At 57.7% G+C, this 26,315-nt stretch carries 31 protein-coding genes; 7 read left to right on the top strand and 24 right to left on the bottom strand.

Annotation, left to right across the window (positions count from 1 at the left end; genetic code table 11):
- Positions 1 to 205 precede the first annotated feature (205 nt).
- From ORL50_RS07225 to ORL50_RS07210, 4 genes are read left to right on the top strand one after another with little or no spacing between them, the layout of a single operon-like run.
- Entirely contained in the window at positions 206 to 1,132 is a 927-nt protein-coding gene (locus tag ORL50_RS07225) for a DUF72 domain-containing protein (protein WP_266011567.1), read from the top strand.
- On the top strand, positions 1,129 to 1,923 hold the full coding sequence (locus ORL50_RS07220; protein ID WP_266011565.1) for an endonuclease/exonuclease/phosphatase family protein: 795 nt from the start codon (positions 1,129 to 1,131) through the stop codon (positions 1,921 to 1,923). Before ORL50_RS07225 ends, ORL50_RS07220 begins: the two co-directional genes overlap by 4 nt.
- Positions 1,920 to 3,212, top strand: coding sequence for a cardiolipin synthase ClsB (gene clsB, locus ORL50_RS07215; RefSeq protein ID WP_266011563.1), 1,293 nt, complete (start codon positions 1,920 to 1,922; stop codon positions 3,210 to 3,212). Before ORL50_RS07220 ends, clsB begins: the two co-directional genes overlap by 4 nt.
- The gene (locus tag ORL50_RS07210; RefSeq protein WP_266011561.1) at positions 3,199 to 4,185 is read left to right on the top strand and encodes a lysylphosphatidylglycerol synthase domain-containing protein; all 987 of its coding nucleotides are present in this window, start codon (positions 3,199 to 3,201) and stop codon (positions 4,183 to 4,185) included. Before clsB ends, ORL50_RS07210 begins: the two co-directional genes overlap by 14 nt.
- A gap of 60 nt (positions 4,186 to 4,245) precedes the next feature.
- On the opposite strand, the gene ORL50_RS07205 is transcribed toward ORL50_RS07210, so the two are convergent.
- The 3 genes from ORL50_RS07205 to ORL50_RS07195 form a co-directional block, all read right to left on the bottom strand.
- On the bottom strand, positions 4,246 to 5,004 hold the full coding sequence (locus ORL50_RS07205) for an alpha/beta hydrolase family protein (protein WP_266011559.1): 759 nt from the start codon (positions 5,002 to 5,004) through the stop codon (positions 4,246 to 4,248).
- The gene (locus tag ORL50_RS07200) at positions 4,994 to 6,103 is read right to left on the bottom strand and encodes a DUF3182 family protein (protein WP_266011557.1); all 1,110 of its coding nucleotides are present in this window, start codon (positions 6,101 to 6,103) and stop codon (positions 4,994 to 4,996) included. Before ORL50_RS07200 ends, ORL50_RS07205 begins: the two co-directional genes overlap by 11 nt.
- Before the next feature lie 129 nt (positions 6,104 to 6,232).
- On the bottom strand, positions 6,233 to 7,219 hold the full coding sequence (locus tag ORL50_RS07195) for a GlxA family transcriptional regulator (protein WP_266011555.1): 987 nt from the start codon (positions 7,217 to 7,219) through the stop codon (positions 6,233 to 6,235).
- A 101-nt stretch (positions 7,220 to 7,320) separates the two neighbouring features.
- Here ORL50_RS07195 and ORL50_RS07190 point away from each other — a divergent pair, with 101 nt between their 5' ends.
- Entirely contained in the window at positions 7,321 to 7,875 is a 555-nt protein-coding gene (locus ORL50_RS07190) for a cysteine hydrolase family protein (RefSeq protein WP_266011553.1), read from the top strand.
- A 135-nt stretch (positions 7,876 to 8,010) separates the two neighbouring features.
- The gene (locus ORL50_RS07185; RefSeq protein ID WP_266011551.1) at positions 8,011 to 10,215 is read left to right on the top strand and encodes an OsmC domain/YcaO domain-containing protein; all 2,205 of its coding nucleotides are present in this window, start codon (positions 8,011 to 8,013) and stop codon (positions 10,213 to 10,215) included.
- A gap of 76 nt (positions 10,216 to 10,291) precedes the next feature.
- Here ORL50_RS07185 and ORL50_RS07180 read toward each other — a convergent pair whose 3' ends face one another.
- Together ORL50_RS07180 and ORL50_RS07175 are read right to left on the bottom strand one after the other, a co-directional pair.
- Entirely contained in the window at positions 10,292 to 10,825 is a 534-nt protein-coding gene (locus tag ORL50_RS07180; RefSeq protein ID WP_266011549.1) for a single-stranded DNA-binding protein, read from the bottom strand.
- A gap of 9 nt (positions 10,826 to 10,834) precedes the next feature.
- Positions 10,835 to 12,232, bottom strand: coding sequence for an MFS transporter (locus tag ORL50_RS07175; protein WP_266011547.1), 1,398 nt, complete (start codon positions 12,230 to 12,232; stop codon positions 10,835 to 10,837).
- Positions 12,233 to 12,423: 191 nt separating this feature from the next.
- Between ORL50_RS07175 and uvrA the strand changes: the two genes are divergently transcribed.
- The gene (gene uvrA, locus ORL50_RS07170; RefSeq protein WP_266011545.1) at positions 12,424 to 15,258 is read left to right on the top strand and encodes an excinuclease ABC subunit UvrA; all 2,835 of its coding nucleotides are present in this window, start codon (positions 12,424 to 12,426) and stop codon (positions 15,256 to 15,258) included.
- Positions 15,259 to 15,321: 63 nt separating this feature from the next.
- Here uvrA and bfr read toward each other — a convergent pair whose 3' ends face one another.
- From bfr to rplN, 19 genes are all read right to left on the bottom strand, one after another.
- Entirely contained in the window at positions 15,322 to 15,786 is a 465-nt protein-coding gene (bfr, locus tag ORL50_RS07165) for a bacterioferritin (RefSeq protein ID WP_266011543.1), read from the bottom strand.
- A gap of 149 nt (positions 15,787 to 15,935) precedes the next feature.
- Positions 15,936 to 17,390 (bottom strand): catalase, encoded by a 1,455-nt coding sequence (locus tag ORL50_RS07160; protein ID WP_266011541.1) that lies wholly within the window; start codon positions 17,388 to 17,390, stop codon positions 15,936 to 15,938.
- Between the two features lie 239 nt (positions 17,391 to 17,629).
- Positions 17,630 to 18,016, bottom strand: coding sequence for a 50S ribosomal protein L17 (gene rplQ, locus ORL50_RS07155; protein WP_007896790.1), 387 nt, complete (start codon positions 18,014 to 18,016; stop codon positions 17,630 to 17,632).
- A gap of 42 nt (positions 18,017 to 18,058) precedes the next feature.
- A complete protein-coding gene (locus tag ORL50_RS07150) occupies positions 18,059 to 19,060 on the bottom strand; it encodes a DNA-directed RNA polymerase subunit alpha (RefSeq protein ID WP_003186012.1) in 1,002 nt (333 codons plus the stop codon).
- 22 nt (positions 19,061 to 19,082) lie between these two features.
- The gene (gene rpsD, locus ORL50_RS07145) at positions 19,083 to 19,703 is read right to left on the bottom strand and encodes a 30S ribosomal protein S4 (protein WP_003210056.1); all 621 of its coding nucleotides are present in this window, start codon (positions 19,701 to 19,703) and stop codon (positions 19,083 to 19,085) included.
- A gap of 18 nt (positions 19,704 to 19,721) precedes the next feature.
- On the bottom strand, positions 19,722 to 20,111 hold the full coding sequence (gene rpsK / locus ORL50_RS07140; RefSeq protein WP_002555466.1) for a 30S ribosomal protein S11: 390 nt from the start codon (positions 20,109 to 20,111) through the stop codon (positions 19,722 to 19,724).
- Between the two features lie 30 nt (positions 20,112 to 20,141).
- Entirely contained in the window at positions 20,142 to 20,498 is a 357-nt protein-coding gene (gene rpsM, locus ORL50_RS07135) for a 30S ribosomal protein S13 (protein WP_024077676.1), read from the bottom strand.
- Between the two features lie 130 nt (positions 20,499 to 20,628).
- Positions 20,629 to 20,745: a 50S ribosomal protein L36 gene (gene rpmJ / locus ORL50_RS07130; RefSeq protein WP_002555468.1), complete on the bottom strand. Its 117-nt coding sequence runs from the start codon at positions 20,743 to 20,745 to the stop codon at positions 20,629 to 20,631.
- Between the two features lie 27 nt (positions 20,746 to 20,772).
- Positions 20,773 to 22,101 (bottom strand): preprotein translocase subunit SecY, encoded by a 1,329-nt coding sequence (gene secY, locus ORL50_RS07125; protein WP_008073883.1) that lies wholly within the window; start codon positions 22,099 to 22,101, stop codon positions 20,773 to 20,775.
- On the bottom strand, positions 22,102 to 22,539 hold the full coding sequence (gene rplO, locus ORL50_RS07120; RefSeq protein ID WP_266011531.1) for a 50S ribosomal protein L15: 438 nt from the start codon (positions 22,537 to 22,539) through the stop codon (positions 22,102 to 22,104).
- 3 nt (positions 22,540 to 22,542) lie between these two features.
- Complete coding sequence (gene rpmD / locus ORL50_RS07115) at positions 22,543 to 22,719, bottom strand: 50S ribosomal protein L30 (RefSeq protein ID WP_003186033.1); 177 nt, start codon at positions 22,717 to 22,719, stop codon at positions 22,543 to 22,545.
- Positions 22,720 to 22,721: 2 nt separating this feature from the next.
- On the bottom strand, positions 22,722 to 23,222 hold the full coding sequence (gene rpsE, locus ORL50_RS07110) for a 30S ribosomal protein S5 (protein WP_003186035.1): 501 nt from the start codon (positions 23,220 to 23,222) through the stop codon (positions 22,722 to 22,724).
- A gap of 3 nt (positions 23,223 to 23,225) precedes the next feature.
- Positions 23,226 to 23,576, bottom strand: a complete 351-nt coding sequence (gene rplR, locus ORL50_RS07105; protein WP_017341069.1) for a 50S ribosomal protein L18 — start codon at positions 23,574 to 23,576, stop codon at positions 23,226 to 23,228.
- 10 nt (positions 23,577 to 23,586) lie between these two features.
- Positions 23,587 to 24,120 (bottom strand): 50S ribosomal protein L6, encoded by a 534-nt coding sequence (rplF, locus tag ORL50_RS07100; protein ID WP_003176412.1) that lies wholly within the window; start codon positions 24,118 to 24,120, stop codon positions 23,587 to 23,589.
- A 12-nt stretch (positions 24,121 to 24,132) separates the two neighbouring features.
- Positions 24,133 to 24,525, bottom strand: a complete 393-nt coding sequence (rpsH, locus tag ORL50_RS07095; protein WP_008065722.1) for a 30S ribosomal protein S8 — start codon at positions 24,523 to 24,525, stop codon at positions 24,133 to 24,135.
- Between the two features lie 208 nt (positions 24,526 to 24,733).
- Positions 24,734 to 25,039, bottom strand: coding sequence for a 30S ribosomal protein S14 (gene rpsN, locus ORL50_RS07090; RefSeq protein ID WP_003176414.1), 306 nt, complete (start codon positions 25,037 to 25,039; stop codon positions 24,734 to 24,736).
- Between the two features lie 13 nt (positions 25,040 to 25,052).
- Entirely contained in the window at positions 25,053 to 25,592 is a 540-nt protein-coding gene (gene rplE, locus ORL50_RS07085; protein WP_003176415.1) for a 50S ribosomal protein L5, read from the bottom strand.
- Between the two features lie 22 nt (positions 25,593 to 25,614).
- Positions 25,615 to 25,929 carry a 50S ribosomal protein L24 gene (gene rplX / locus ORL50_RS07080; RefSeq protein ID WP_186546713.1) on the bottom strand — a complete coding sequence of 105 codons (315 nt, stop codon included), beginning with the start codon at positions 25,927 to 25,929 and terminating at the stop codon, positions 25,615 to 25,617.
- An 11-nt stretch (positions 25,930 to 25,940) separates the two neighbouring features.
- Complete coding sequence (gene rplN, locus ORL50_RS07075; RefSeq protein ID WP_002555479.1) at positions 25,941 to 26,309, bottom strand: 50S ribosomal protein L14; 369 nt, start codon at positions 26,307 to 26,309, stop codon at positions 25,941 to 25,943.
- Between the last annotated feature and the right edge of the window lie 6 nt (positions 26,310 to 26,315).

Below are 26,315 nucleotides of genomic sequence, written 5' to 3'. Positions count from 1 at the left end.
GAAAACGCCTCTGTGAGGAACTGATCGACAAATCCCGTGCAAGTTCGGTTTTGGCCGCGAGATAGCCGCCGTGTCCACCAACAAAACTCCATCCTGGCCGTTTATCCAGGGCCGATACCGTCCGTAGCCCGCTCGAAACTTTCTCTATCGCCGCGCAGTCAGCAAAAGAACGGGGCAATCCGAGGACCATTAGACGGGAGGCGACATGGCGGCGATTCACATCGGTATTTCAGGCTGGCGTTACTTGCCCTGGAGGGGGGATTTCTACCCAAAGGGTTTGACCCAGAAGCGCGAATTGCAATTCGCGTCGAGGGCGGTCAACAGTATCGAAATCAATGGATCGTTCTACGCCCTGCAACGTCCGGAACGGTATGCCGAGTGGTACGCCGAAACGCCGGAGGACTTCGTTTTCAGCGTCAAGGCACCAAGGTTCATCACCCACGTCAAACGCTTGCGGGACGTGCATGCACCGCTGGCCAATTTCTTTGCCTCCGGGGTGCTGGAACTCAAGGAAAAGCTGGGGCCGATCCTCTGGCAGTTTCCGCCCAACTTCAAATTCGATGCCGAGCTGTTCGAGCGCTTTCTCGAACAGCTTCCGCAAAACACTCAACAAGCTGCTGCCCTCGCCCGCCAGCATGATTCCCATGTGCCCGGGCATGCCAGCATCAAGGCCTACAAGAAGCGCGCGCTGCGCCATGCCGTGGAAATCCGCAATGAGAGCTTCGTCGACCCGGCGTTCGTGCGCCTGCTCAAGCGCTACAACGTGGCACTGGTGATCGCCGACACAGCCGGCAAGTGGCCCTATCGCGAAGACATCACCAGCAATTTTGTTTACTTGCGCCTGCACGGCGCCGAAGAGCTGTACGCCAGCGGCTACACCGCGCAAGCACTGCAACGCTGGGGTGACCGGATCGATGCGTGGAACCATGGGCAACAACCGTCGGACCCGCAGCTGATCGCCCCCCGACTCAAGCCCCAGGCGCGCAAGTCCCGCGAAGTGTTTTGCTATTTCGATAACGACATTAAGGTCCGTGCGCCCTTCGATGCACGGCGGCTGCTGGAGCGCTTCCACCTGGAAGACAGTCTGGCCACAACCCCCGGCGAACCTGCGGCCGAAGGAGTGCTGTCATGAGCATGTCTGAACAGCCCGACTCGCCCGAGCAACCGCAAACCCTCGCAGCGGTACGGCGCTTCACCGTACTGACGGTTAATACGCACAAGGGTTTCACCGCGCTCAATCGGCGTTTCATCCTGCCCGAGCTGCGCGAAGCGGTGCGTGCAGTGTCAGCCGACGTGGTGTTTCTGCAGGAAGTCCACGGCACCCATGAGCAGCATCCCCAGCGTTACGACAATTGGCCGACGATGCCGCAGTACGAGTTCCTCGCCGACAGCCTGTGGCCACAATTCGCCTATGGTCGCAACGCGGTCTACCCGGCGGGTGACCACGGCAATGCGCTGCTGTCGAAATTCCAGATCATCCGCCATGACAATCTCGACGTGTCCATCAGCGGCCATGAAAACCGCGGGATCCTGCACTGCGTATTGCGCCTGCCGGGTGACGGTCCGGAGGTGCATGCGATCTGCGTGCACCTGGGCTTGCACGAAACCCATCGCAACGAACAACTGCGCCTGCTGGCCCGGCGCCTCGAAGAACTGCCCAAGGATGCGCCGGTGATAGTCGCCGGCGACTTCAATGACTGGCGCCAGCGCGCCGATGCCCTGCTCAAGCCCTGCGGCTTGCGCGAAGTGTTCGCTGAACACCATGGCAAGCCTGCGCGCAGCTTTCCGGCGCGCCTGCCGGTACTGCGCCTGGACCGCATTTATGTACGCAACCTCAAGGCCAGCCGTCCGCAGGTATTGGCGGCTCGGCCCTGGTCCCACTTGTCCGACCACGCACCGCTATCGGTGGAGATCGAGCTATGAGCATTCCGTCGATGGAGAAAACCACATTGGATAGCGTTTCTGTACCGCCGGTGCGCGAGCCCGCAGCCGTTGATGTCGAGTACGGCTGGCAAGGCAATAATCGGGTGCAATTGCTGGAGAACGGCGAAGAGTATTTCCCCAGGGTGTTCGAGGCGATGCGCCAGGCCAAGACGGAAATCCTCCTGGAGACCTTCATCGTTTTTGAAGACAAAGTCGGCAACGAGCTGCAGGAAGTGCTGATCGACGCCGCCAAACGGGGGGTGCGCGTTACCGCCAGCCTCGATGGTTTCGGCTGCGGCGAGCTCACCACCGGCTATCTCACTGCGCTGAGCGAAGCGGGCGTGCACTTGCAGATGTTTGATCCGGCGCCCAAGCGCCTGGGCATTCGCACCAACTGGTTTCGCCGGTTGCACCGCAAGATTGTGGTGGTCGATGGCACGATCGCATTCATCGGCGGCATTAATTTTTCCGGTGACCACCTGCTCGATTTCGGCCCTGAAGCCAAGCAGGATTATTCCGTGGAGATCCAAGGGCCGGCAGTGGCGGACATTCATCACTTCGCCCTGCTGCAAAGTGGCCGTCCGGGCCGTGCCAAGTATTGGTGGCAACGGCGCCGGCAGCGCCGCTCGGAGCTGGCGTTCACTGATCACGACGGCCAGGTGCGCCTGGTGTATCGCGACAACGGGGACCACCGCACCGATATCGAAGAGGTCTATCGGCAGGTGCTGCGCAGTGCCCAGCGCCGCGTGGTGATCGCCAACGCCTATTTCTTCCCAGGCTATCGCCTGCTGCGCGAGATCCGCAACGCGGCTCGCCGTGGAGTGGAAGTTAAGCTGATCCTGCAAGGCCAGCCGGACATGCTGGTAGCCAAGCTGGCGGCACGTATGACCTACGATTATCTGCTCAAATCCGGCGTGCAGATTCACGAGTATTGCCAACGTCCACTGCACGGCAAAGTGGCCCTGGTGGATGAAGACTGGAGCACCGTTGGCTCGAGCAACCTCGATCCGCTGAGCCTGTCGATGAATCTTGAGGCCAATGTGCTGATTCGCGACCGCGCCTTCAATCGCGAACTGTACGAGCGCCTGGAAGACCTGAGTACCAATCATTGCAAGGCCATGTCTGCCGAAAAGTCTCCGCGCGGACGGGTCTGGCACATGACTGTGGGCTTTCTGGTGTTCCACTTCCTGCGCCACTTTCCAGCTTGGGCCGGGTGGTTACCGGCTCATAAACCGCGCCTGAAACTGTTTACCCATTCGACCGGGAGTGATCGCCATGAGCAGCGCTGAAACACAGTCGGCGCCCCACGCCGAAACCCCGGGCAAGTCCCGCTGGAGTCGTTGGAAGCGGCCGCTGACGATGCTGTTCTTCCTGGCGCTGATCGTGCTGTTTACCATGCTCGCCCGACGCATTGAATGGAATGAAGTGTTCGACACCCTGGCGGACTTCAAGGTGCGAACCTTGATCATCGCCTCGGGGCTGACCTTGGTGAGTTTTCTGGTGTACGCCTGCTTCGACCTGATCGGGCGCACGTATATACGCCAGGACCTGACCTGGAAGCAGATCCTCCCGGTGGGCATTATCAGCTACGCCTTCAACCTCAATCTCAGCGCCTGGGTCGGCGGTATCGCCATGCGTTATCGCCTGTATTCGCGTCTGGGCGTGAGCAAGGCGAACATCGCCAAGATCCTCGGCCTCAGCCTGGCGACCAACTGGTTCGGCTACATGGTGATTGCCGGCGCGGTATTCAGCAGTGGACTGGTGCGCATGCCACCGGGTTGGAAGTTGAGCAGCACAGCGCTGCAGGGCGTCGGGGTACTGCTGTTGCTGGTGAGCGCAGGGTATCTGGCGGCGTGTCAGTTTTCCAAACGTCGCGAGTGGTCGATCCGCGGGGTGGAAATCAACCTGCCGTCGTTGCGCATGGCGGTCCTGCAACTGGCATTGGGCGCGTTGAACTGGTCGCTGATGGCGGCGGTGATTTTCACCCTGCTGCCGAGCAAGCTGGATTATCCACTGGTGTTGGGTGTGCTGCTGATCAGCGCCATCGCCGGGGTGATCACGCACATTCCTGCGGGGCTCGGGGTGCTGGAAGCGGTGTTTGTCGCGCTGCTGCAACATGAAGCTTCGCGGGGGAGCCTGGTGGCAGGATTGCTGGCATATCGGGCGATTTACTTTATTTTGCCGCTGCTGATTACGGTGGTGATGTACCTGGTGGTGGAGGCGAAGGCCAAGTCGTTGCGGATTGCCAAAAAGCCGGGTTGATGGCGGCACCCTGTAGGAGTGAGCCTGCTCGCGATGACGCCGTTGAGAACAGCAAAAATCTCACTTCGACTGAATAATACTCAACCGCTCACCCACCACCATCTCGGTAATCCAGTCCACCAGGATCGAGGTATAGGCCTGCTGCGACACCGGCTCACTCAAGGCGTGATCAGCGCCATCGATGATCCGGTGAGTCAAGGAGTGAGTCTGCTGGCAGGCGGCGCGGTAGCTCATGATGGTCGCATGGGGGACGAAGTCGTCAGTCTCCGACTCCACCAGCAACACATCCCCGGTGAACTGCGAACACGCGTGCAGCGCCCGATTGCTATCGGCGCGGATCAGCGTACTGCGATAGTCGCGCAGATCAGTCTTGTCCAGTTCACGCTTGGGCGTGTGCCATTGCTCATCGCGGTACAGCGCTGGCACGCGTAGCGCCAGCCAGCGCACCGGGCGCAATGAAGTCAGGATCGAGGCCAGGTAACCACCGTAACTGGTGCCGACCACAGCGATCGCCGAAGTATCCAGGGCCGGATGGGCCAGCAGCCGATCATAGGCAGCCAGCAAGTCGCGCAAATTATCCTCGCGGGTTACCCGAGTCAGGGGAATCCCGGTGCCACCGGTATGCCCGCGCAAATCGAAGGTCAGGCACACGCAACCCAATCCGGCAATGCCCTTGGCCCGTTCCAGGTCGCGCTCCTGGCTACCGCCCCAGCCGTGCACGAAGAGTACGCCCGGCACTTTGGATTTCGGGCTGAGGAAGGTTCCGCTCATTTGTTCATCGTCGATGTCGATCTGAATGGTTTCGCTTCTAGCCGTCATAGGATTTGACCGTCACGTACTTGAGAAGAAAGTCACTGTTTTCCGCAGGTCCGCGGTACACCTCAATGGCGTCCGCAGGCAGCGGCTGATCGATATAGGTTTCCACCGACGACACTCGAATCGCGCGCATCCCCGGGTCGTTGACGAAAGACTGCAAGGCGGCCACTTCGGCGCTGCTGGCGCCGCCCATGCGCCAGGACTGCTCCAGCACGCCGCTGCGCATCTGCCCGGTACTGTCCAGGCCTTGAGCGATGTCGTAATTACGCCGCGAAGCGTAGAAACCAGGGTAGGCCTCGTCGGCCGCGCTATCGAAGACCTGGGCCTGGCGAATAGCCAGCCGTACGTCCTCGGCCAGCGGCAAGTCGAGCAGGTCTTCGTAATAACCCTGCACCACCAGCAAGTTTGAACCGCCGTAGACCTGCTCGCCGTGACCGTCCTCGGTCAGGTACTGATCGCCGCAATAGCTGAGGACCTTACCGCCAATAAAGCTCTGGCCGACGCTGTGGGTGATGACGTTTTGCAGATCCTGCTCCAGCACCACACCCTCGCTGAACAGGGCCTGGGCATCGGGTCTGGCGAGAATGGCGTCGAATTGCCGCAGGCTTTTGATTACCTCCTGGCCACGACCGGCGCAGGCGTGCACCGGCTTGAGCCGGATCGGACCATCTTGCAGCAGATGCTCCGCTGCGGGGCGGGCGTCTTCCAGGGAAAACACGCTCAGGCCGTCGAGCACCACTTTGCGCACCCGCTCGGAAAACAACGGCGACCAGCCTTGCGGCGCATACGCATCGCGACTGAACAAACCATGGCTGATGGCCTTGGTGCAGATGAAATCATAGTCGACGTACCCGCCCCACAAATCTTCCGGACCCTTTACGCCCAATTCACGAGCGGCCGCCACGCCCACCAGGGTCTGGGTCGGCAACAGATACAGTTCGCGACCGCCATGCATGCTCGCATCGTAACTGCCGCCGAATTTCAGCCCGAGAATCTGCGCCAGCCAACGAGCCAGCGCGCGGTTGGTTTCCACCTCATGCTGAGGTGCCTGGGCTCGCACGGAGTGCGCGACGACCAGTTTCTTGCGGTTTGTTGGGGTCATGCATCCCCCTTCAATCTGCGCTTGGTGGGTGTCGCAGGCCAGGGCTGCGGATCAAGCCAAATGCCACCTGCTGGATACCGTCAGTGAAGCTTGCGGTTAATCACTCCGACATTTCCCATGATCGAGCGTTCAACTCTGGCCAGCGCCCACGCCAAAGCGATTACGATAATCGCTCGGCGCTAGCCCGGTGATTTTCCTGAAGGTGGCGCGGAACGCACTTGGGTCTTGATACCCCACCGTCCAGGCAATGTGATCGATCGTGCCATTGGTGAACTCAAGCATTTCCCGGGCCTTTCCGACTCGCAGATGCTGGCAGTACTCGGTCGGTTTAAGCCCGGTGGCGGCGCGAAACCGACGCAGGAACGTGCGCTCTTCCAGCCCTGCGCGCGCAGCCATCGCCGCCAGGGACACCTCGGTCGCGCCGGTGCCTTGCAGCCAGTGCTGGACCTTGAGAATCGCCGAGTCACCATGATTGAGAATAGGTGAGAAGTTACTGCCGCACTCGCTGGCACTGTCGCTGTGCTCGACCACCAGGAATCGCGCGGTGCCGGTAGCGATGCTCGGCCCAAGCAGGCGGTCGACCAGGCGCAAGCCCAGCTCTGACCATGCCATCAACCCGGCCGTGGTGATCAAGTCACCATCATCGACAATCGGCGTGTCGGCCTTGAGCTTGATCGCAGGATATCGTTCGGCGAAACCCTTGGCCGAAGTCCAGTGCGTGGTGGCACTGCGGCCGTCGAGCAAACCGCTTTCGGCCAGCAAAATCGAACCCACGCAGACTCCACCCAGGGTCGCACCGCTGGCATGTTGCTCGCGCAGCCATTGGAACAATGACGGCGGAGCCTGCCCCTCGGTGAAACCGGCAATCGACGGCGGAATCAACACCGCCACCAGGGAATTCTCGGGGGCTGGATGGCTGTCGTATACCCGGGTCGGTGGCAGGTCATCGCTGACCTGCCAGTGACTGACACGCAACAGCGGCAATTGTGCAGCCTGATGTTCGGCAGCAATCCGGTTGGCCACCCCGAACAAATCCGTCAACCCGTGCACCGCCGCCATCTGCGCGCCGGGGTAAATCAGCACACCCAGCTCTGCGACGGTCCTTTGCAGACTCATTGTCAGTTTTCCCCCTTCTATTGTCGGTGCGGCCAATCCTCGGCATGCCTGCCACCCCCGATACTCCATTCCACACCAACACACTGTTCGAGGAAATGACCATGGCCAAGCAAGCACTCATCGTAGTCGATATCCAAAACGACTACTTCCCCCAAGGCAAGTGGCCACTGGTGGGCGCCGACGCTGCAGCCGACAATGCCGTACGTCTGCTCCAGGCCTTTCGCGATGCCGGTGACTCGGTGGTGCATATTCGTCATGAGTTCACTTCCGACGAAGCGCCCTTCTTCACCCCGGGCTCCGAAGGCGCAAAACTGCACCCCAAAGTCCTCAACCGAGCTGATGAACCGGTGGTGCTCAAGCACTTCGTCAACTCGTTCCGTGAAACCGAACTGCAATCGATCCTTGACGAGCAAGACATCAGGGAGCTGGTCGTGGTCGGCAGCATGAGCCACATGTGCGTCGACGGCATTACCCGCGCCGCTGCCGACCTCGGTTACACCGTCACGGTGATTCACGACGCGTGCGCCAGCCGCGACCTGGAATTTAATGGCATCACCGTGCCCGCCGCCCAGGTACATGCAGCGTTCATGTCGGCATTGGGTTTTGCCTATGCGAGTGTGATCTCCACTGACGAATTCCTCGCCGCCCACCGCTAAGCTTGAAATGGGCCAGGCGGACTTGTTCGACTGGCCCATGCGTTACCGGCTAAAACAGCCCGACGGGGGAGACTTACCGTTGAAATGCCGGATAATGGCGGCCAAATCGACTAGCCCGCTACTCTGGTACCCCCCATGGAAATCAAGGTCAACTTTCTCGACAACCTTCGACTTGAAGCCAAGTTCGATGACTTCACGGTGGTGGCCGATCAACCTATCCGCTACAAGGGCGATGGCTCGGCGCCAGGCCCGTTCGACTACTTCCTGGCTTCGTCGGCGTTGTGTGCGGCGTACTTTGTAAAGTTGTACTGCAGCACCCGCAATATCCCCACCGACAACATCCGCCTGTCTCAGAACAATATTGTCGACCCGGAAAACCGCTACAACCAGATCTTCAAGATCCAGGTCGAGTTGCCAGCGGACATTTCCGACAAGGACCGCCAGGGCATCCTGCGCTCCATCGACCGTTGCACCGTGAAAAAAGTGGTGCAGGCCGGCCCTGAGTTTGTAATCGAAGAAGTCGACAACCTCGACGCCGATGCCCAGGCATTGCTGATGCCGGCTTCCAGCTCGCAGGCCAGCACTTATATTGCCGGCAAGGACCTGCCGCTGGAACAAACGATCGCCAACATGTCGGCGATCCTGGCGGACCTGGGCATGAAGATCGAAATCGCCTCGTGGCGCAATATCGTGCCCAACGTGTGGTCGCTGCATATCCGCGATGCGCACTCGCCAATGTGCTTCACCAACGGCAAGGGCGCGACCAAGGAAGCCGCCCTGGCGTCGGCGCTGGGCGAATTTATCGAGCGCCTCAACTGCAACTTCTTCTACAACGACCAGTTCTGGGGCGAAGACATCGCCAACGCCGCGTTTGTGCACTATCCGGACGAGCGCTGGTTCAAGCCCGGTCGCAAAGACGCGCTGCCGCCGGAGATTCTCGACGAGCACTGCCTGAAGATCTACAACCGCGACGGCGAGCTGCGCGGCTCCCACCTGATCGATACCAATTCGGGTAACGAAGAGCGTGGCATCTGCTCGCTGCCGTATGTGCGTCGTTCTGACGGTGAAGTGGTGTACTTCCCTTCAAACCTGATTGAAAACCTGTTCCTGAGCAACGGCATGAGCGCTGGCAACACGCTGGCCGAAGCCCAGGTGCAATGCCTGTCGGAGATCTTCGAACGCGCGGTCAAACGCGAAATCATCGAGGGCGAATTTGCCTTGCCGGATGTTCCGGCTGACGTGCTGGCGAAATACCCGAGCATCCTGGCCGGTATTCAGGCCCTGGAAGAACAAGGGTTCCCCGTGCTGGTCAAGGATGCATCCCTGGGTGGTGAATTCCCGGTGATGTGCGTCACCCTGATGAACCCGCGTACTGGCGGCGTATTTGCCTCCTTCGGTGCGCACCCGAGCCTGGAAGTCGCACTGGAACGCAGCCTGACCGAATTGCTTCAGGGTCGCAGCTTCGAAGGTCTCAACGATCTGCCTCAGCCAACTTTCGAAGGACATGCGGTGACCGAGCCGAACAACTTCGTCGAGCACTTCATCGACTCGAGCGGCGTGGTGTCGTGGCGCTTCTTCAGCTCGAAATCGGATTACGAGTTCGTCGAGTGGGACTTCTCCGGCCAGGGCGAAAACTCGAATGCCCAAGAAGCCGAAACCTTGTTCGGCATTCTCGATGGCATGGGCAAGCAGATGTACATGGCGGTCTACGAGCATATCGGCGCCAAGGCGTGCCGCATCCTGGTGCCGGACTACTCGGAAATCTATCCCGCAGACGACCTGATCTGGGACAACACCAACAAAGCGCTGTTCTTCCGCGCCGACATCCTCAACCTGCATCGCCTGGACGAAGAGGAACTGCAAGCCCTGGTTGAGCGCCTGGTGGAAAGTGAGCTGGACGACTACACCGACATCACTTCGTTGATCGGCATCGAATTTGATGACAACACCGCTTGGGGTCAGTTGACGATCCTGGAGTTGAAGCTGCTGATCTATCTCGCCTTGCAGCAGTATGAGGAGGCGAAAGAGGCGGTGGAGATGTTCCTGCAGTACAACGACAACACGGTTGAACGCGGCCTGTTCTACCAGGCGGTCAACGTAGTGCTGGAAATGAAGTTGGATGAAGACCTGGAGCTGGAAGACTACGAGGCCAACTTCCGCCGGATGTTTGGCAACGAGCGCACGGACGCGGCGATAGGCTCGGTGGATGGCACTGTGCGCTTCTTCGGCTTGACGCCGACCAGCATGAAGCTGGAAGGGCTGGACCGACATCTGCGGCTGATCGACAGCTACAAGAAACTGCACTCGGCGCGGGCCAGTGTGGGGGCTATTTCCCGTTAACCTTTAACGTCGCCCACAAAAAAGCGAAGCCATGTGGCTTCGCTTTTTTTGTTTACGGTTCTGAAGAAGCTGCGGATCAGAACGGGATATCGTCATCAAAGCTGTCGAAATCCGGAGCTGGCTGCGGTGCGGCCTGCTGAGGTGCCGGGCGCGACTGCTGCGGTGCCGATTGTTGCGGTGCCGATTGCGGGCGCGGAGCCTGCTGGCGTGGAGCCGGGGCGGACTGCTGGTAGTTGTTGCCCCCGCCTTGCTGATCGCCCTGTTGTGGACGGCCGCCCAGCAGTTGCATGGTGCCTTGCATGTCGACCACAATTTCAGTGGTGTAACGCTTGATACCGTCTTTTTCCCACTCACGGGTCTGCAGCTTGCCTTCGATGTACACCTGCGAACCTTTACGCAGGTATTCGCCGGCGATCTCGGCAACCTTGCCGAACATCGAAACACGGTGCCATTCGGTCTTCTCGACCTTCTGACCGGTTTGCTTGTCAGTCCACTGTTCGCTGGTCGCCAGACTCAGGTTGGTCACGGCGTTACCGTTAGGCAGGTAGCGAACTTCGGGATCCTGGCCGCAAGTGCCGACCAATATGACTTTGTTAACCCCACGGGCCATAACGTTCTCCTAGGCTTCGCACGCTGTCGGGGCCGGGTTGTTCACCAGGCGCTCGAGGGTGGTGCGATCCAATAGTTCGGTGTCCAATTTGATGTAAATGGCTGCTTCATCAGCAACCACGACTGCATCTGTTACCCCTACGACGGCCATCAGGCGCTCGACCAGACCCGCTTCGCGGATCGCCTCGGGCGACAGCGGCAAGCGCAGGCTCGTCACGTAGGGTGGTTCGCGCATGGTAACAGCAAAGGCCAACCAGAGGGCAGCCAGCCCGGCGCATCCAAGGAACACAGCCGACAAACCGCCATGCTGGAACATCCACCCGCCCATGATCCCGCCCAACGCCGAACCGAGGAACTGACTGGTGGAGTAAACCCCCATGGCCGTGCCCTTGCCGCCTGCCGGTGAAACCTTGCTGATCAGCGATGGCAACGAAGCTTCCAGCAAGTTGAACGCGGTGAAGAACACCACCGTGCCAATGACCAGAGCCCGCAAGCTATCGCCGAACTGCCAGAAGAATAGCTCAGTGAGCATCAGCGTCAGCACCGCGCCCAATAAAACTCGTTTCATTTTGCGTTTCTTCTCGCCGTAGATAATGAACGGGATCATGGCGAAGAAAGAAATCAGCAGCGCGGTCAGGTAGACCCACCAGTGTTGCTCCTTGGGCAGGCCGGCTTTTTCGACCAGGGCCAGGGGCAAGGCAACGAAGCTCGACATCAACATGGCGTGCAACACAAAAATGCCCAGGTCCAGGCGCAACAGATCCGGATGCTTGAGCGTCGGCAACAGCGCCTGCCGCGCCACGCCGGATTCGCGATGCTGCAGCGGCCCGGTGGCACGGGGCACCATGAACATCACGATGACAATGCCGAGCAGGGCCATACCACCCGTGGCGAGGAACAGCCCGGAAAGGCCAAAGGCACGCGTCAGCAGCGGGCCCACGACCATGGCAACGGCGAATGACAAGCCGATGGTCATGCCGATCATGGCCATGGCTTTGGTGCGGTGCTGCTCGCGGGTCAGGTCGGACAACAGCGCCATCACCGCCGCGGAAATCGCGCCTGCGCCCTGCAGGATGCGACCGGCAATCACGCCCCAGATCGAATCGGCATTGGCGGCCAAGACGCTACCCAGGGCGAAGATGATCAGCCCCAGGTAGATAACCGGGCGCCGTCCGATGCGGTCGGAAATGAAGCCAAAGGGAATCTGGAACAGCGCCTGGGTCAGGCCGTAAGCGCCAATCGCCAGGCCGATGAGGGCCGGGGTCGCTCCAGCCAGGTCCATGCCGTAGGTCGCCAACACCGGCAACACCATGAACATGCCAAGCATACGGAAGGCGAACACCAGGGCCAGACCGCTTGCTGCGCGGGTCTCACTGCCACTCATGCGTTCGCTGTGGGGATCGTGCATGGAAAAACCTCATGTGAACCGGCGGCGATTCTACCAGTCCCATCGATTGACAGGGTATATCGCGACGCTTTGCCGCGCTCACCTGACAGACTCTTCATGTAAGAGAATAACCCGCTCGTTTGATAGTGTGCATCCATCCAGTATTTGGCCGTATACTCCTACGTTTTCGACGCCCGCCAAGCGAGGCCACTTTGGACAAGATCCTGATTCGTGGGGCCCGAACCCACAACCTGAAGAACATCGACCTGACCCTGCCACGGGACAAACTGATCGTCATCACCGGCCTGTCCGGATCCGGCAAGTCTTCCCTGGCTTTCGACACCCTGTACGCCGAGGGTCAGCGCCGCTACGTCGAATCGCTGTCTGCCTATGCCCGGCAGTTCCTGTCGATGATGGAAAAACCGGACGTCGACACCATCGAAGGTTTGTCGCCGGCCATTTCCATCGAGCAGAAGTCGACCTCGCACAACCCGCGTTCGACAGTCGGCACCATCACCGAAATCTACGACTACCTGCGCCTGCTGTACGCCCGCGTCGGTATCCCGCGCTGCCCGGACCACGATATCCCGCTGGAAGCGCAAACCGTCAGCCAGATGGTCGACCTGGTCCTCGCACAGCCGGAAGGCAGCAAGTTGATGTTGCTGGCACCGGTGATCCGCGAGCGTAAAGGTGAACATCTTTCGGTCTTCGAAGAACTGCGCGCCCAGGGTTTCGTGCGCGCCCGGGTCAACGGCCGGCTGTGCGAGCTGGATGAACTGCCGAAGCTGGATAAACAGAAAAAACATTCGATCGACGTCGTGGTGGACCGCTTCAAGGTCCGCGCCGATCTGCAACAGCGCCTGGCCGAATCATTCGAGACCGCGCTGAAGCTGGCCGACGGCATCGCACTGGTCGCACCGATGGACGACGAACCCGGTGAAGAAATCATCTTCTCCGCGCGCTTCGCCTGTCCGATCTGCGGACATGCGATCAGCGAGCTGGAGCCCAAGCTGTTTTCCTTCAACAACCCGGCTGGCGCATGCCCGACCTGCGACGGCCTGGGGGTTAAGCAGTTTTTCGACATCAAGCGCCTGGTCAATGGCGAGCTGACGCTTGCAGAAGGCGCGATACGCGGCTGGGACCGGCGCAATGTGTACTACTTCCAGATGCTCGGCTCGTTGGCCTCGCACTACAAGTTCAGCCTTGAAGTGCCGTTCAACGATTTACCCGCCGACCAGCAGAAATTCATCCTGCATGGCAGTGGCTCGCAAAATGTCGACTTCAAATACCTGAACGACCGTGGCGATATCGTCAAACGTTCGCACCCGTTCGAAGGCATCGTGCCGAACCTGGAGCGTCGCTATCGCGAAACCGAGTCCGCCTCGGTGCGCGAAGAACTGGCCAAGTTCCTCAGCACCCAGCCTTGCCCGGATTGCCGTGGCACCCGCCTGCGTCGCGAAGCACGGCACGTCTGGGTCGGCGAGAAAACTTTGCCGGCTGTAACCAACTTGCCGATCGGCGATGCCTGTGAGTATTTCGGCGGGCTGAAGCTCACCGGTCGTCGCGGTGAAATTGCCGACAAGATCCTCAAGGAAATCCGCGAGCGCCTGCAGTTCCTGGTCAACGTGGGTCTCGATTATCTTTCCCTGGACCGCAGCGCCGACACGTTGTCTGGCGGTGAAGCTCAGCGAATTCGCTTGGCCAGTCAGATTGGCGCCGGCCTGGTGGGCGTGTTGTACATCCTCGATGAGCCGTCGATCGGTCTGCATCAACGCGATAACGATCGGTTGCTCGGCACGCTCAAGCACCTGCGCGACATCGGCAATACGGTGATCGTGGTCGAGCATGACGAAGATGCCATTCGCCTCGCCGATTATGTGGTCGATATTGGGCCAGGCGCAGGCGTTCACGGCGGACATATCGTTGCCGAAGGCACGCCGGCCGAGGTTATGGCGCACCCGGATTCATTGACCGGCAAGTATTTGTCCGGCCGCGTGAAGATCGCCGTGCCAGCCAAGCGCACTCCGCGCAACAAGAAGCTATCGTTGTCGCTCAAGGGCGCTCGAGGCAACAACCTGCGTAATGTCGACCTGGACATTCCGATCGGCCTGCTGACCTGTGTGACCGGCGTATCCGGCTCAGGCAAGTCGACGCTGATCAACAACACGCTGTTCCCCCTGAGCGCCACTGCGCTGAACGGCGCCACCACCCTCGAAGCTGCCGCCCACGACAGCATCAAGGGCCTGGAGCATCTGGACAAGGTCGTCGACATCGATCAGAGCCCGATCGGCAGGACCCCGCGCTCCAATCCGGCGACCTATACCGGACTGTTCACGCCGATCCGCGAACTGTTTGCTGGCGTGCCGGAATCCCGTTCCCGCGGTTACGGTCCGGGACGTTTCTCCTTCAACGTCAAGGGCGGTCGCTGCGAAGCGTGCCAGGGTGATGGCCTGATCAAGGTGGAGATGCACTTCCTGCCGGACATCTACGTCCCGTGCGACGTCTGCAAGAGCAAACGCTACAACCGCGAAACCCTGGAGATCAAATACAAGGGCAAGAGCATTCACGAAACCCTCGAGATGACCATCGAGGAAGCCCGGGTGTTCTTCGATGCGGTGCCAGCGCTGGCGCGCAAGCTGCAGACATTGATGGACGTGGGCCTGTCCTATATCAAGCTCGGACAGTCGGCGACGACCTTGTCCGGAGGCGAGGCCCAGCGGGTCAAGCTGTCCCGTGAACTCTCGAAACGCGACACCGGCAAGACTCTGTATATCCTCGATGAGCCGACCACCGGCCTGCACTTCGCGGATATCCAGCAACTGCTTGATGTGTTGCACCGTCTGCGCGACCACGGAAATACCGTGGTGGTGATCGAGCACAACCTGGATGTGATCAAGACTGCGGACTGGCTGGTAGATCTAGGTCCTGAAGGTGGTTCCAAAGGTGGGCAGATCATTGCCGTCGGTACACCTGAAGAAGTGTCGGAGATGAAGCAGTCTCACACCGGTTTTTATCTCAAGCCGCTGCTGGCTCGCGACCGGGACTGATTCGGCCCCATGAAAAAGCCCCTGTCACTTGGTCGGTGACAGGGGCTTTTTGTTGCAGATGAATCAGGCGTGAGACTGCAGGTAATTCTCCAGGCCAATCAACTTGATCAGACCCAACTGCTTCTCCAGCCAATAGGTGTGATCTTCTTCAGTATCGTTCAGCTGAATTCGCAGGATTTCTCGGCTGACGTAGTCCTTGTGCAGTTCGCACAGTTCAATGCCCTTGCACAGTGCTGCCCGGACCTTGTATTCAAGGCGCAAGTCGGCAGCCAACATGTCCGGCACGGTAGTGCCGACATCGAGGTCGTCAGGACGCATGCGCGGGGTGCCTTCGAGCATCAGAATTCGGCGCATCAAGGCATCAGCGTGCCCGGCTTCCTCTTCCATCTCGTGGTTGATACGTTCGTAGAGCTTGGTGAAACCCCAGTCCTCATACATCCGCGAGTGAACAAAATATTGGTCACGGGCGGCTAGTTCGCCGGTCAGCAACGTGTTGAGGTAATCGATAACGTCTGGGTGGCCTTGCATCGCCCTACATCTCCCTGCTTGAAAGTCTGTAGTTTGAACCAACATGACCGGAACGTCACTCGCCACACGCAATAAAAGCGAAGATATTCAGAGAAAACCAGCTTAAATGACGCAAAAACCGCCCAAATGAGGGCGGTTCTGCTTCTCGTTTAGACTTCGTTAATCTGTACGTTGAGTGCCCTTGCGATTGCTTCTCCATACGCCGGATCGGCTTTGAAGAAATGCTGCAACTGGCGATCAACTACATCGCTGGAAACTCCCGACATAGCTCCAGCAATGTTGCTCACCAGCAATTGCTTTTGCTGATCGCTCATCAACCGGAACAGCGCACCGGCGTGGCTGTAGTAGTCAGTGTCTTCGCGATGATCGTAGCGGTCTGCTGCACCGCTCAACTGCAGAGCTGGCTCGGCGTAACGAGGCGCCTGCTTGGGCGACTCCACGTAACTGTTCGGTTCGTAATTGGGTGCCGCACCACCATTGTTGCCAAACGCCATAGAGCCATCGCGCTGGTAGGTGTTCACTGGGCTGCGAGGGGCATTTACCGGCAACTGCTGATGGTTGGTGCCGATGCGGTAGCGGTGAGCATCAGCGTAGGCGAACACCCGGCCTTGGAGCATACGATCGGGCGACAGGCCAACGCCGGGCACCATGTTGCTTGGACCGAACGCCGCTTGCTCGACTTCGGCGAAGTAGTTCAGCGGATTACGGTTGAGCTCAAGCTGGCCCACTTCGATCAGCGGGAACTCCTTCTGCGACCAGGTCTTGGTCACGTCGAACGGATTTTCGTAATGAGCGGCAGCCTGGGCCTCACTCATGATCTGAATGCACACGCGCCATTTCGGGAAGTCACCGCGCTCGATCGCTTCGAACAGGTCGCGCTGGGCATAATCCGGGTCGGTACCGGCCAGGCGTGCAGCCTCTGCCGGTGCCAGGTTCTTGATCCCTTGCTGGGTCTTGTAATGCCATTTCACCCAGTGACGTTCGCCTTTGGCATTGAGCAAGCTGTAGGTGTGGCTGCCGAAGCCGTGCATGTGACGGTAGCCGTCAGGGATGCCCCGGTCCGAGAATAGGATGGTGACCTGGTGCAACGCCTCAGGCGAGTGCGACCAGAAGTCCCACATCATTTGTGCACTTTTGAGGTTGCTCTGCGGTAGACGTTTTTGCGTGTGGATAAAGTCCGGGAATTTCAGCGGATCACGAATGAAGAACACCGGAGTGTTGTTGCCGACGATGTCCCAGTTACCTTCCTCGGTGTAAAACTTGAGGGCAAAGCCACGAGGGTCGCGTTCGGTGTCGGCCGAACCGCGCTCACCACCTACGGTAGAAAATCGCAGGAAAGTCGGGGTTTGCTTGCCGACCGTTTCAAACAGCTTGGCGCTGGTGTATTCGGTGATATCGCGAGTCACGGTGAAGGTGCCGTAGGCACCCGAACCCTTGGCGTGGACGCGACGCTCAGGAATGTTTTCACGGTTGAAGTGGGCGAGCTTTTCGAGCAGGTGAAAATCGTCGAGCAGCAGCGGGCCGCGAGATCCGGCGGAACGGGAATTCTGGTTATCGGCGACAGGAGCGCCACTGGCGGTGGTTAACGTCTTGTTTTGGCTCATGCGGTGTTCTTCCTCTGTCAGGTCTGGATCTTGCCGGCTAATCGGCTTGGGACGAGTATCGCCACTGATCGGCTTATTCACAAATTCATTAATTTGCGCGGATCAATAGAAAAATACTAACAACGGTCCCGATCAAATAATGACCGCTATAGGCGCAAGGAAGCTTGTACGAACAGCGCATTTACAGCAGGCACAAAAAACCGGGCACTAGGCCCGGTTTTTTGTTTCAGACTGACGTCTTACTCAGCGGATACAGCTTCACCGCCAACTGGACGATCAACCAGCTCAACGTACGCCATAGGCGCGTTGTCACCAGTGCGGAAGCCGCACTTGAGGATGCGCAGGTAGCCACCCTCACGGGTAGCGTAACGCTTGCCCAGGTCGTTGAACAGCTTACCAACGATAGCTTTCGAACGAGTACGGTCGAAAGCCAGACGGCGGTTAGCCAGGCTGTCTGTCTTGGCCAAAGTGATCAGCGGCTCAGCAACGCGACGCAGTTCTTTAGCTTTTGGCAGTGTAGTTTTGATCAGCTCGTGCTCGAACAGCGACACCGCCATGTTTTGAAACATGGCCTTGCGGTGCGAGCTGGTGCGGCTCAGGTGACGACCACTTTTACGATGACGCATGGTTCATTCCTTACCAAACACAACGTTCGGTGATTACGACGATCAGGCAGTCGCCTTGTCGTCCTTCTTAAGACTTGCAGGCGGCCAGTTGTCGAGGCGCATGCCGAGGGACAGACCGCGGGAGGCCAGAACGTCCTTGATTTCAGTCAAGGATTTCTTGCCAAGGTTCGGAGTCTTCAACAGCTCTACTTCGGTACGCTGAATCAGGTCACCGATGTAGTAGATGTTTTCCGCCTTAAGGCAGTTAGCCGAACGTACAGTCAGTTCCAGATCGTCAACCGGGCGAAGCAGGATCGGATCGATCTCGTCTTCCTGCTCGACAACCACTGGCTCACTGTCACCTTTGAGATCGACGAACGCAGCCAACTGCTGTTGCAGGATGGTTGCAGCACGGCGGATAGCCTCTTCAGGATCCAGGGTACCGTTGGTTTCCAGATCAATAACCAGCTTGTCCAGGTTAGTACGCTGCTCGACACGGGCGTTTTCCACCACGTATGCGATACGGCGAACCGGGCTGAACGAAGAGTCAAGCTGCAAGCGACCAATGCTGCGGCTTTCGTCTTCATCGCTCTGACGCGAGTCTGCCGGTTCATAACCACGACCACGAGCTACGGTGAGCTTCATGTTCAGGGCGCCGTTAGACGCCAGGTTAGCGATTACGTGATCGGGGTTAACGATCTCGACATCATGATCCAGCTGAATATCGGCAGCGGTAACCACCCCCGAACCCTTCTTCGACAAGGTCAGCGTAACTTCGTCACGACCGTGCAGCTTGATAGCCAGACCTTTAAGGTTCAACAGGATTTCAATTACGTCTTCCTGTACGCCTTCGATGGCGCTGTACTCATGGAGTACACCGTCAATCTCGGCCTCGACTACTGCACAGCCGGGCATTGAGGACAACAGGATGCGGCGCAGCGCGTTGCCCAGGGTGTGGCCGAAACCACGCTCGAGAGGCTCGAGAGTGATCTTGGCGCGGGTTGGACTGACAACCTGCACATCAATATGGCGGGGTGTCAGGAACTCATTTACCGAAATCTGCATGGATGCACCTATTTTCTAGCCCTTACTTGGAGTAGAGCTCGACAATCAGGCTTTCGTTGATGTCGGCGGACAGATCACTGCGAGCTGGAACGTTCTTGAAAACGCCCGACTTCTTCTCAGTGTCTACTTCTACCCATTCTACGCGGCCACGTTGGGCACACAGATCGAGAGCTTGGACAATGCGAAGTTGGTTCTTTGCTTTCTCGCGAATCGCGACCACGTCACCAGCACGAACCTGGTACGACGGCACGTTTACGGTTTGACCGTTAACGCTTACGGATTTGTGCGATACCAGCTGACGGGATTCGGCACGAGTCGAACCAAAGCCCATACGGTATACAACGTTGTCCAGACGGCATTCGAGCAGTTGCAGCAGGTTTTCACCGGTTGCACCTTTCTTGCCAGCAGCTTCTTTGTAGTAGCCGCTGAATTGACGCTCGAGAACGCCGTAGATACGACGGACCTTCTGCTTTTCACGCAGTTGGGTGCCGTAATCGGACTGGCGACCGCGGCGTTGGCCGTGGATACCAGGTGCTGCTTCAATGTTGCACTTCGATTCGATCGCGCGCACGCCGCTCTTCAGGAAGAGATCGGTGCCTTCGCGACGAGCGAGTTTGCATTTTGGACCAATGTAACGAGCCATTCTTTACAATCTCCTGGATTACACGCGGCGCTTCTTCGGCGGACGGCACCCGTTGTGCGGGATTGGCGTCACGTCGGTGATGCTGGCGATCTTATAGCCACAGCCGTTCAAAGCACGGACAGCAGACTCACGACCTGGACCTGGACCTTTGACGTTAACGTCGAGGTTTTTCAGGCCATATTCCAGCGCAGCTTGACCAGCACGTTCAGCAGCTACTTGAGCAGCAAACGGGGTGGACTTGCGGGAACCGCGGAAACCCGAACCACCGGAGGTAGCCCAAGAAAGCGCGTTACCTTGACGGTCGGTGATGGTCACGATTGTGTTGTTAAAAGAAGCATGGATGTGGGCGATGCCATCAACCACTGTCTTTTTAACTTTTTTACGAGGACGAGCAGCAGGTTTTGCCATGATAATTTTCCTGTCGATTCGCTGGGGCGATTACTTGCGGATCGGCTTACGCGGACCTTTACGGGTACGCGCGTTAGTCTTGGTACGCTGACCGCGCACTGGAAGACCACGACGATGACGCAGACCGCGATAGCAACCGAGGTCCATCAAACGCTTGATTTTCATGTTGATTTCGCGACGCAGGTCACCTTCAGTGGTGAACTTCGCCACTTCGCCACGCAGCAATTCAATCTGCTCGTCGCTCAGATCCTTGATCTTAGCGGCTGGGTTTACCCCAGCAACTGCGCAAATTTTCTGCGCAGTAGTGCGACCAACACCATAGATGTAGGTCAGCGAGATAACAGTATGCTTGTTATCTGGAATGTTAACGCCTGCAATACGGGCCATTCAGTGGGACTCCAATTGACAGCTACCTACGCCCCGGAAGCCAAGAAATAGGGCGCGAGATAATATCGCTGTAATAACAAATAATCAACCCGGTAGCGCACTAGCTACCGGGCTTGAAGCACAATCACACTCAGCCTTGGCGCTGTTTGTGACGCGGTTCCGCGCTGCAAATTACTCGAACAACACCTTCGCGGCGAATAATCTTGCAGTTACGGCACAGCTTTTTCACCGATGCACGAACTTTCATCACCAACTCCTCGAACCTTATGGGTACTCAGCGCAACATTCCGCTGCCGTAACCCTTCAGGTTGGCTTTCTTCATCAGGGATTCGTACTGGTGCGAAACGAGGTGCGATTGTACTTGGGACATGAAGTCCATCACAACCACGACGACGATCAGCAACGAGGTCCCGCCAAGGTAGAACGGAACGTTTGCTGCAACCACCAGGAACTGGGGCAGCAAGCACACGGCCGTCATATATAGAGCACCGAACAGGGTCAAACGAGTCAGAACGCCATCAATGTAGCGCGCTGACTGCTCTCCTGGACGGATGCCCGGAATAAAGGCACCGGACTTCTTCAGGTTTTCCGCTACGTCTTTCGGATTGAACATCAACGCCGTATAGAAGAAGCAGAAGAAAATAATCCCTGCACTAAACAGCAGAATATTCAACGGCTGACCAGGAGCGATCGACTGCGAGATGTCCTGCAACCAGCCCATACCTTCAGACTGACCGAACCAGGTACCCAACGAAGCCGGGAACAGCAAAATGCTGCTCGCGAAAATAGCCGGAATAACGCCGGCCATGTTCACCTTCAGCGGCAAGTGGCTAGTCTGCGCAGCGAAGACCTTGCGGCCCTGCTGACGCTTGGCGTAGTGAACAGCAATACGACGCTGGCCACGCTCAATGAACACCACAAAACCGATAATCGCTACTGCCAGCAAACCGATGGCAACCAGGGCGAAAATATTGATATCACCCTGACGTGCAGACTCGAAAGACTGCCCGATCGCTCTCGGAAGACCGGCGACGATACCTGCGAAAATCAACATCGAGATACCGTTGCCAACACCACGCTCAGTAATCTGCTCACCCAGCCACATCATGAACATCGCACCAGCCACAAAAGTGGATACCGCGACGAAATGGAAGCCAAAGTCACCAGTGAACGATACGCCCTGCCCTGCCAGACCAATGGACATGCCAATAGCCTGAACGAGAGCGAGGACGACAGTGCCGTAGCGGGTGTACTGAGCAATCTTGCGACGCCCAGCTTCACCTTCCTTCTTCAACTGCTCCAGCTGCGGGCTGACGGCGGTCATCAATTGCATGATGATCGATGCCGAAATGTACGGCATGATCCCCAGTGCAAAGATGCTCATCCGTTCCAGCGCGCCGCCGGAAAACATGTTGAACAAGCTAAGAATGGTCCCCTCATTCTGTCGAAACAGGTCCGCGAGTCGGTCCGGGTTGATACCTGGAACCGGGATGTGTGCGCCTATTCGGTAGACGATAATCGCCAGGAACAGAAAACGCAGACGAGCCCAGAGTTCAGACATACCGCCTTTGCCGAGCGCAGAGAGAGCACCTTGCTTAGCCATTTATTCCTCGAACTTGCCGCCAGCTGCTTCGATAGCCGCACGCGCACCTTTGGTGGCGCCGATTCCCTTTCCGATGGTGACAGCGCGACTAACTTCGCCGGACAGCATAATTTTCACACGCTGAACGTTGACGTTGATCACGTTGGCATCTTTCAGGGACTGCACGGTGACGATGTCGCCTTCCACTTTAGCCAGCTCGGACAGACGCACTTCTGCGCGGTCCATGGCCTTCAGGGAAACGAAACCGAACTTCGGCAGGCGACGATGCAGCGGCTGTTGACCGCCTTCAAAGCCTGGAGCAATGGTGCCACCGGAGCGGGAGGACTGACCTTTGTGGCCACGGCCACCGGTCTTGCCCAAACCACTACCGATACCACGGCCCGGACGATGCTTTTCGCGACGGGAACCCGGCGCTGGACTCAGATCATTGAGTTTCATCGATTAACCCTCGACACGCAGCATGTAGTAAGCCTTGTTGATCATCCCGCGATTCTCGGGAGTATCAAGTACTTCTACAGTGTGACCGATGCGACGCAGACCCAGACCCTTAACGCACAGTTTGTGGTTAGGGATGCGGCCGGTCATGCTTTTGATCAGCGTTACTTTAACGGTAGCCATGATCAGAAGATCTCCTTGACGCTTTTGCCACGCTTGGCGGCAATGGATTCAGGAGATTGCATAGCTTTCAAACCTTTGAAAGTGGCGTGAACCACGTTTACCGGGTTAGTCGAGCCGTAGCACTTGGCCAGAACGTTCTGAACGCCAGCAACCTCGAGGACAGCACGCATAGCGCCGCCAGCGATGATACCGGTACCTTCAGAGGCAGGCTGCATGTACACCTTCGAAGCGCCGTGAGCGGACTTCATTGCGTACTGCAGAGTGGTGCCGTTCAGATCAACTTGGATCATGTTGCGGCGAGCAGCTTCCATTGCCTTCTGGATCGCAGCAGGCACTTCACGCGACTTGCCACGGCCGAAGCCAACGCGCCCTTTACCATCACCAACCACGGTCAACGCGGTGAAAGTGAAGATACGGCCGCCTTTAACGGTTTTGGCTACGCGGTTAACTTGAACCAGCTTCTCGATGTAGCCTTCGTCGCGCTTTTGGTCGTTATTTGACATAACTTAGAACTCCAGCCCAGCTTCACGAGCAGCATCAGCCAGCGCTTTAACGCGGCCGTGGTACTTGAAGCCAGAGCGGTCGAAAGCCACTTGCGAGACGCCAGCGGCCTTAGCACGCGTAGCGACCAGCTGGCCAACCTTAGTGGCCGCGTCGATGTTGCCAGTGGCACCATCACGCAGTTCTTTATCCAAAGTCGAGGCAGATGCCAGAACTTTGGCGCCGTCGGCCGAAATGACCTGGGCGTAGATGTGCTGCGACGAGCGGAACACGCAGAGACGCACGACTTCGAGTTCGTGCATTTTCAGGCGTGCTTTGCGAGCGCGACGCAGTCGAGTAACTTTTTTGTCGGTCATTTGCTATGCCCTACTTCTTCTTGGCTTCTTTACGACGGACGACTTCGTCCGCGTAGCGCACACCTTTGCCTTTGTACGGCTCTGGTGGACGGAAGTCGCGGATCTCGGCGGCCACTTGACCTACCAGCTGCTTGTCGATGCCCTTGATCAGGATATCGGTCTGGCTAGGAGTCTCAGCGGTGATGCCTTCCGGCAGTTCATAATCCACTGGGTGCGAGAAGCCAAGAGCCAGATTCAGCACTGTGCCTTTTGCTTGCGCTTTGTAACCAACACCGACCAGCTGGAGCTTGCGCTCGAAGCCTTGGCTTACGCCTTGGACCATGTTGTTTACCAACGCACGAGTGGTACCAGCCATTGCGCGAGTTTGTTGATCGCCATTGCGAGCAGCGAAACGCAGCTCACCAGCTTCTTCAACGATCTCAACGGACGAATGGATGTTCAGTTCGAGAGTGCCCTTGGCACCCTTCACCGAAAGCTGTTGGCCTGCGAATTTGACTTCGACACCGGCTGGCAGCTTAACGGGGTTCTTAGCGACGCGTGACATGCTTATCCCCCCTTAGAACACAGTGCAAAGAACTTCGCCGCCGACACCGGCAGCGCGCGCAGCACGATCCGTCATCACACCTTTGTTGGTGGAGACGATAGACACACCGAGACCGCCACGAACTTTCGGCAGATCATCGACGGACTTGTACTGACGCAGGCCTGGACGGCTAACGCGCTTCACTTCTTCGATGACCGGACGGCCTTCGAAATATTTCAGCTCGATAGACAGCAGTGGTTTTGTTTCGCTGCTGATCTGATAACCCGCGATGTAACCTTCGTCCTTCAGGACTTTAGCTACAGCCACCTTCAACGTGGAAGAAGGCATGCTTACGACGGACTTTTCAGCCATCTGGGCATTACGGATTCGAGTTAGCATGTCCGCTAACGGGTCCTGCATACTCATGGGCTAGACGCTCCTAATACAAAAAAATTAGCCTTGCGGCTACATATGTCGCCGAGAATCTCCGGGCCTAAAACACACGGGCTCAGGCGAGCCGCGTATTTTAGACATACTCCGGAAATGAAACAAGCCCCAAAAGGGGCTTGTTCCAGATTCAAGGTCACCGGCGGTCAGTATCTTGCGATTCTGGCCACCTGGACTTTGAAAGTGCTTACCAGCTGGCTTTAACCAGACCTGGTACGTCACCACGCATTGCCGCTTCACGCAGTTTGTTACGGCCGAGGCCGAACTTGCGGTAAACGCCGTGTGGACGACCGGTCAGGCGGCAGCGGTTACGCATGCGCGAAGCGCTTGCGTCACGTGGCTGCTTCTGCAGAGCTACTGTAGCTTCCCAACGTGCTTCTGGACTTGCGTTCAGATCAACGATGATAGCTTTCAGTGCTGCACGCTTTTTGGCGTACTTGGCAACCGTGAGCTGACGTTTCAGCTCGCGGTTTTTCATGCTCATCTTGGCCATTTTCCTACTCCAATCAGTTGCGGAACGGGAATTTGAAAGCACGCAACAGGGCGCGACCTTCATCATCGTTCTTGGCAGTGGTGGTCAGGGTAATGTCCAGACCGCGGAGAGCATCGATCTTGTCGTAGTCGATTTCCGGGAAGATGATCTGCTCTTTAACGCCCATGCTGTAGTTACCACGACCATCGAAGGACTTGGCATTCAGGCCGCGGAAGTCGCGAACCCGAGGCAGGGAGATCGACAGCAGACGATCCAGGAATTCGTACATACGCTCACGGCGCAGGGTCACTTTGACGCCGATCGGCCAACCTTCACGGACTTTAAAGCCAGCGATGGATTTCCGAGCGTAAGTCACAACGACTTTCTGACCGGTGATCTTTTCCAGGTCGGCAACAGCGTGCTCGATGACTTTTTTGTCACCTACTGCTTCGCCCAGACCCATGTTCAGGGTGATTTTTGTAACGCGTGGAACTTCCATCACGTTCGAAAGCTTAAGTTCTTCCTTAAGCTTCGGTGCGATTTCTTTCCAGTAAATCTCTTTTAGTCGTGCCATGGTCTCATCTACCTAGCAGTGTTCAAGCATCAACCGCTTTTTGGGTCGACTTGAAGACACGAATTTTCTTGCCGTCTTCTACTTTGAAACCAACGCGATCAGCCTTGTTGGTTTCGCCGTTGAAAATGGCGACGTTAGAAGCGTCCAGTGGAGCTTCTTTTTCGACGATACCGCCTTGCACGCCCGACATAGGGTTAGGCTTGGTATGACGCTTGACCAGGTTCAGACCACCAACAACCAGACGGTTGTTAGCGAGAACCTTAAGCACCTTACCGCGCTTACCTTTGTCTTTGCCGGCGATCACGATGATCTCGTCGTCACGACGAATCTTTTGCATGTCGGATCTCCTTACAGCACTTCTGGGGCGAGCGAGACGATCTTCATGAACTTCTCAGTACGAAGTTCACGGGTCACTGGCCCAAAGATACGGGTGCCGATCGGCTCTTGCTTGTTGTTCAGAAGAACAGCAGCGTTGCCATCAAAGCGGATAATGGAGCCATCAGCACGACGTACGCCGTGACGAGTGCGGACTACAACAGCAGTCATCACTTGGCCTTTTTTCACTTTACCGCGAGGAATTGCTTCCTTAACGGTAACTTTGATGATGTCACCGATACCAGCGTAACGACGATGGGAGCCACCCAGCACCTTGATGCACATAACGCGGCGTGCGCCGCTGTTATCGGCCACATCGAGCATGGATTGAGTCTGAATCATATAATT

Origin of the sequence: Pseudomonas sp. RIT-562 (assembly GCF_026241895.1) — a bacterium.
GTDB classification, from domain to species: Bacteria; Pseudomonadota; Gammaproteobacteria; order Pseudomonadales; family Pseudomonadaceae; genus Aquipseudomonas; species Aquipseudomonas mandelii_F.
Note: the sequence above shows the minus strand (reverse complement) of the source record. Positions and strands in the feature narration are given on the sequence as shown.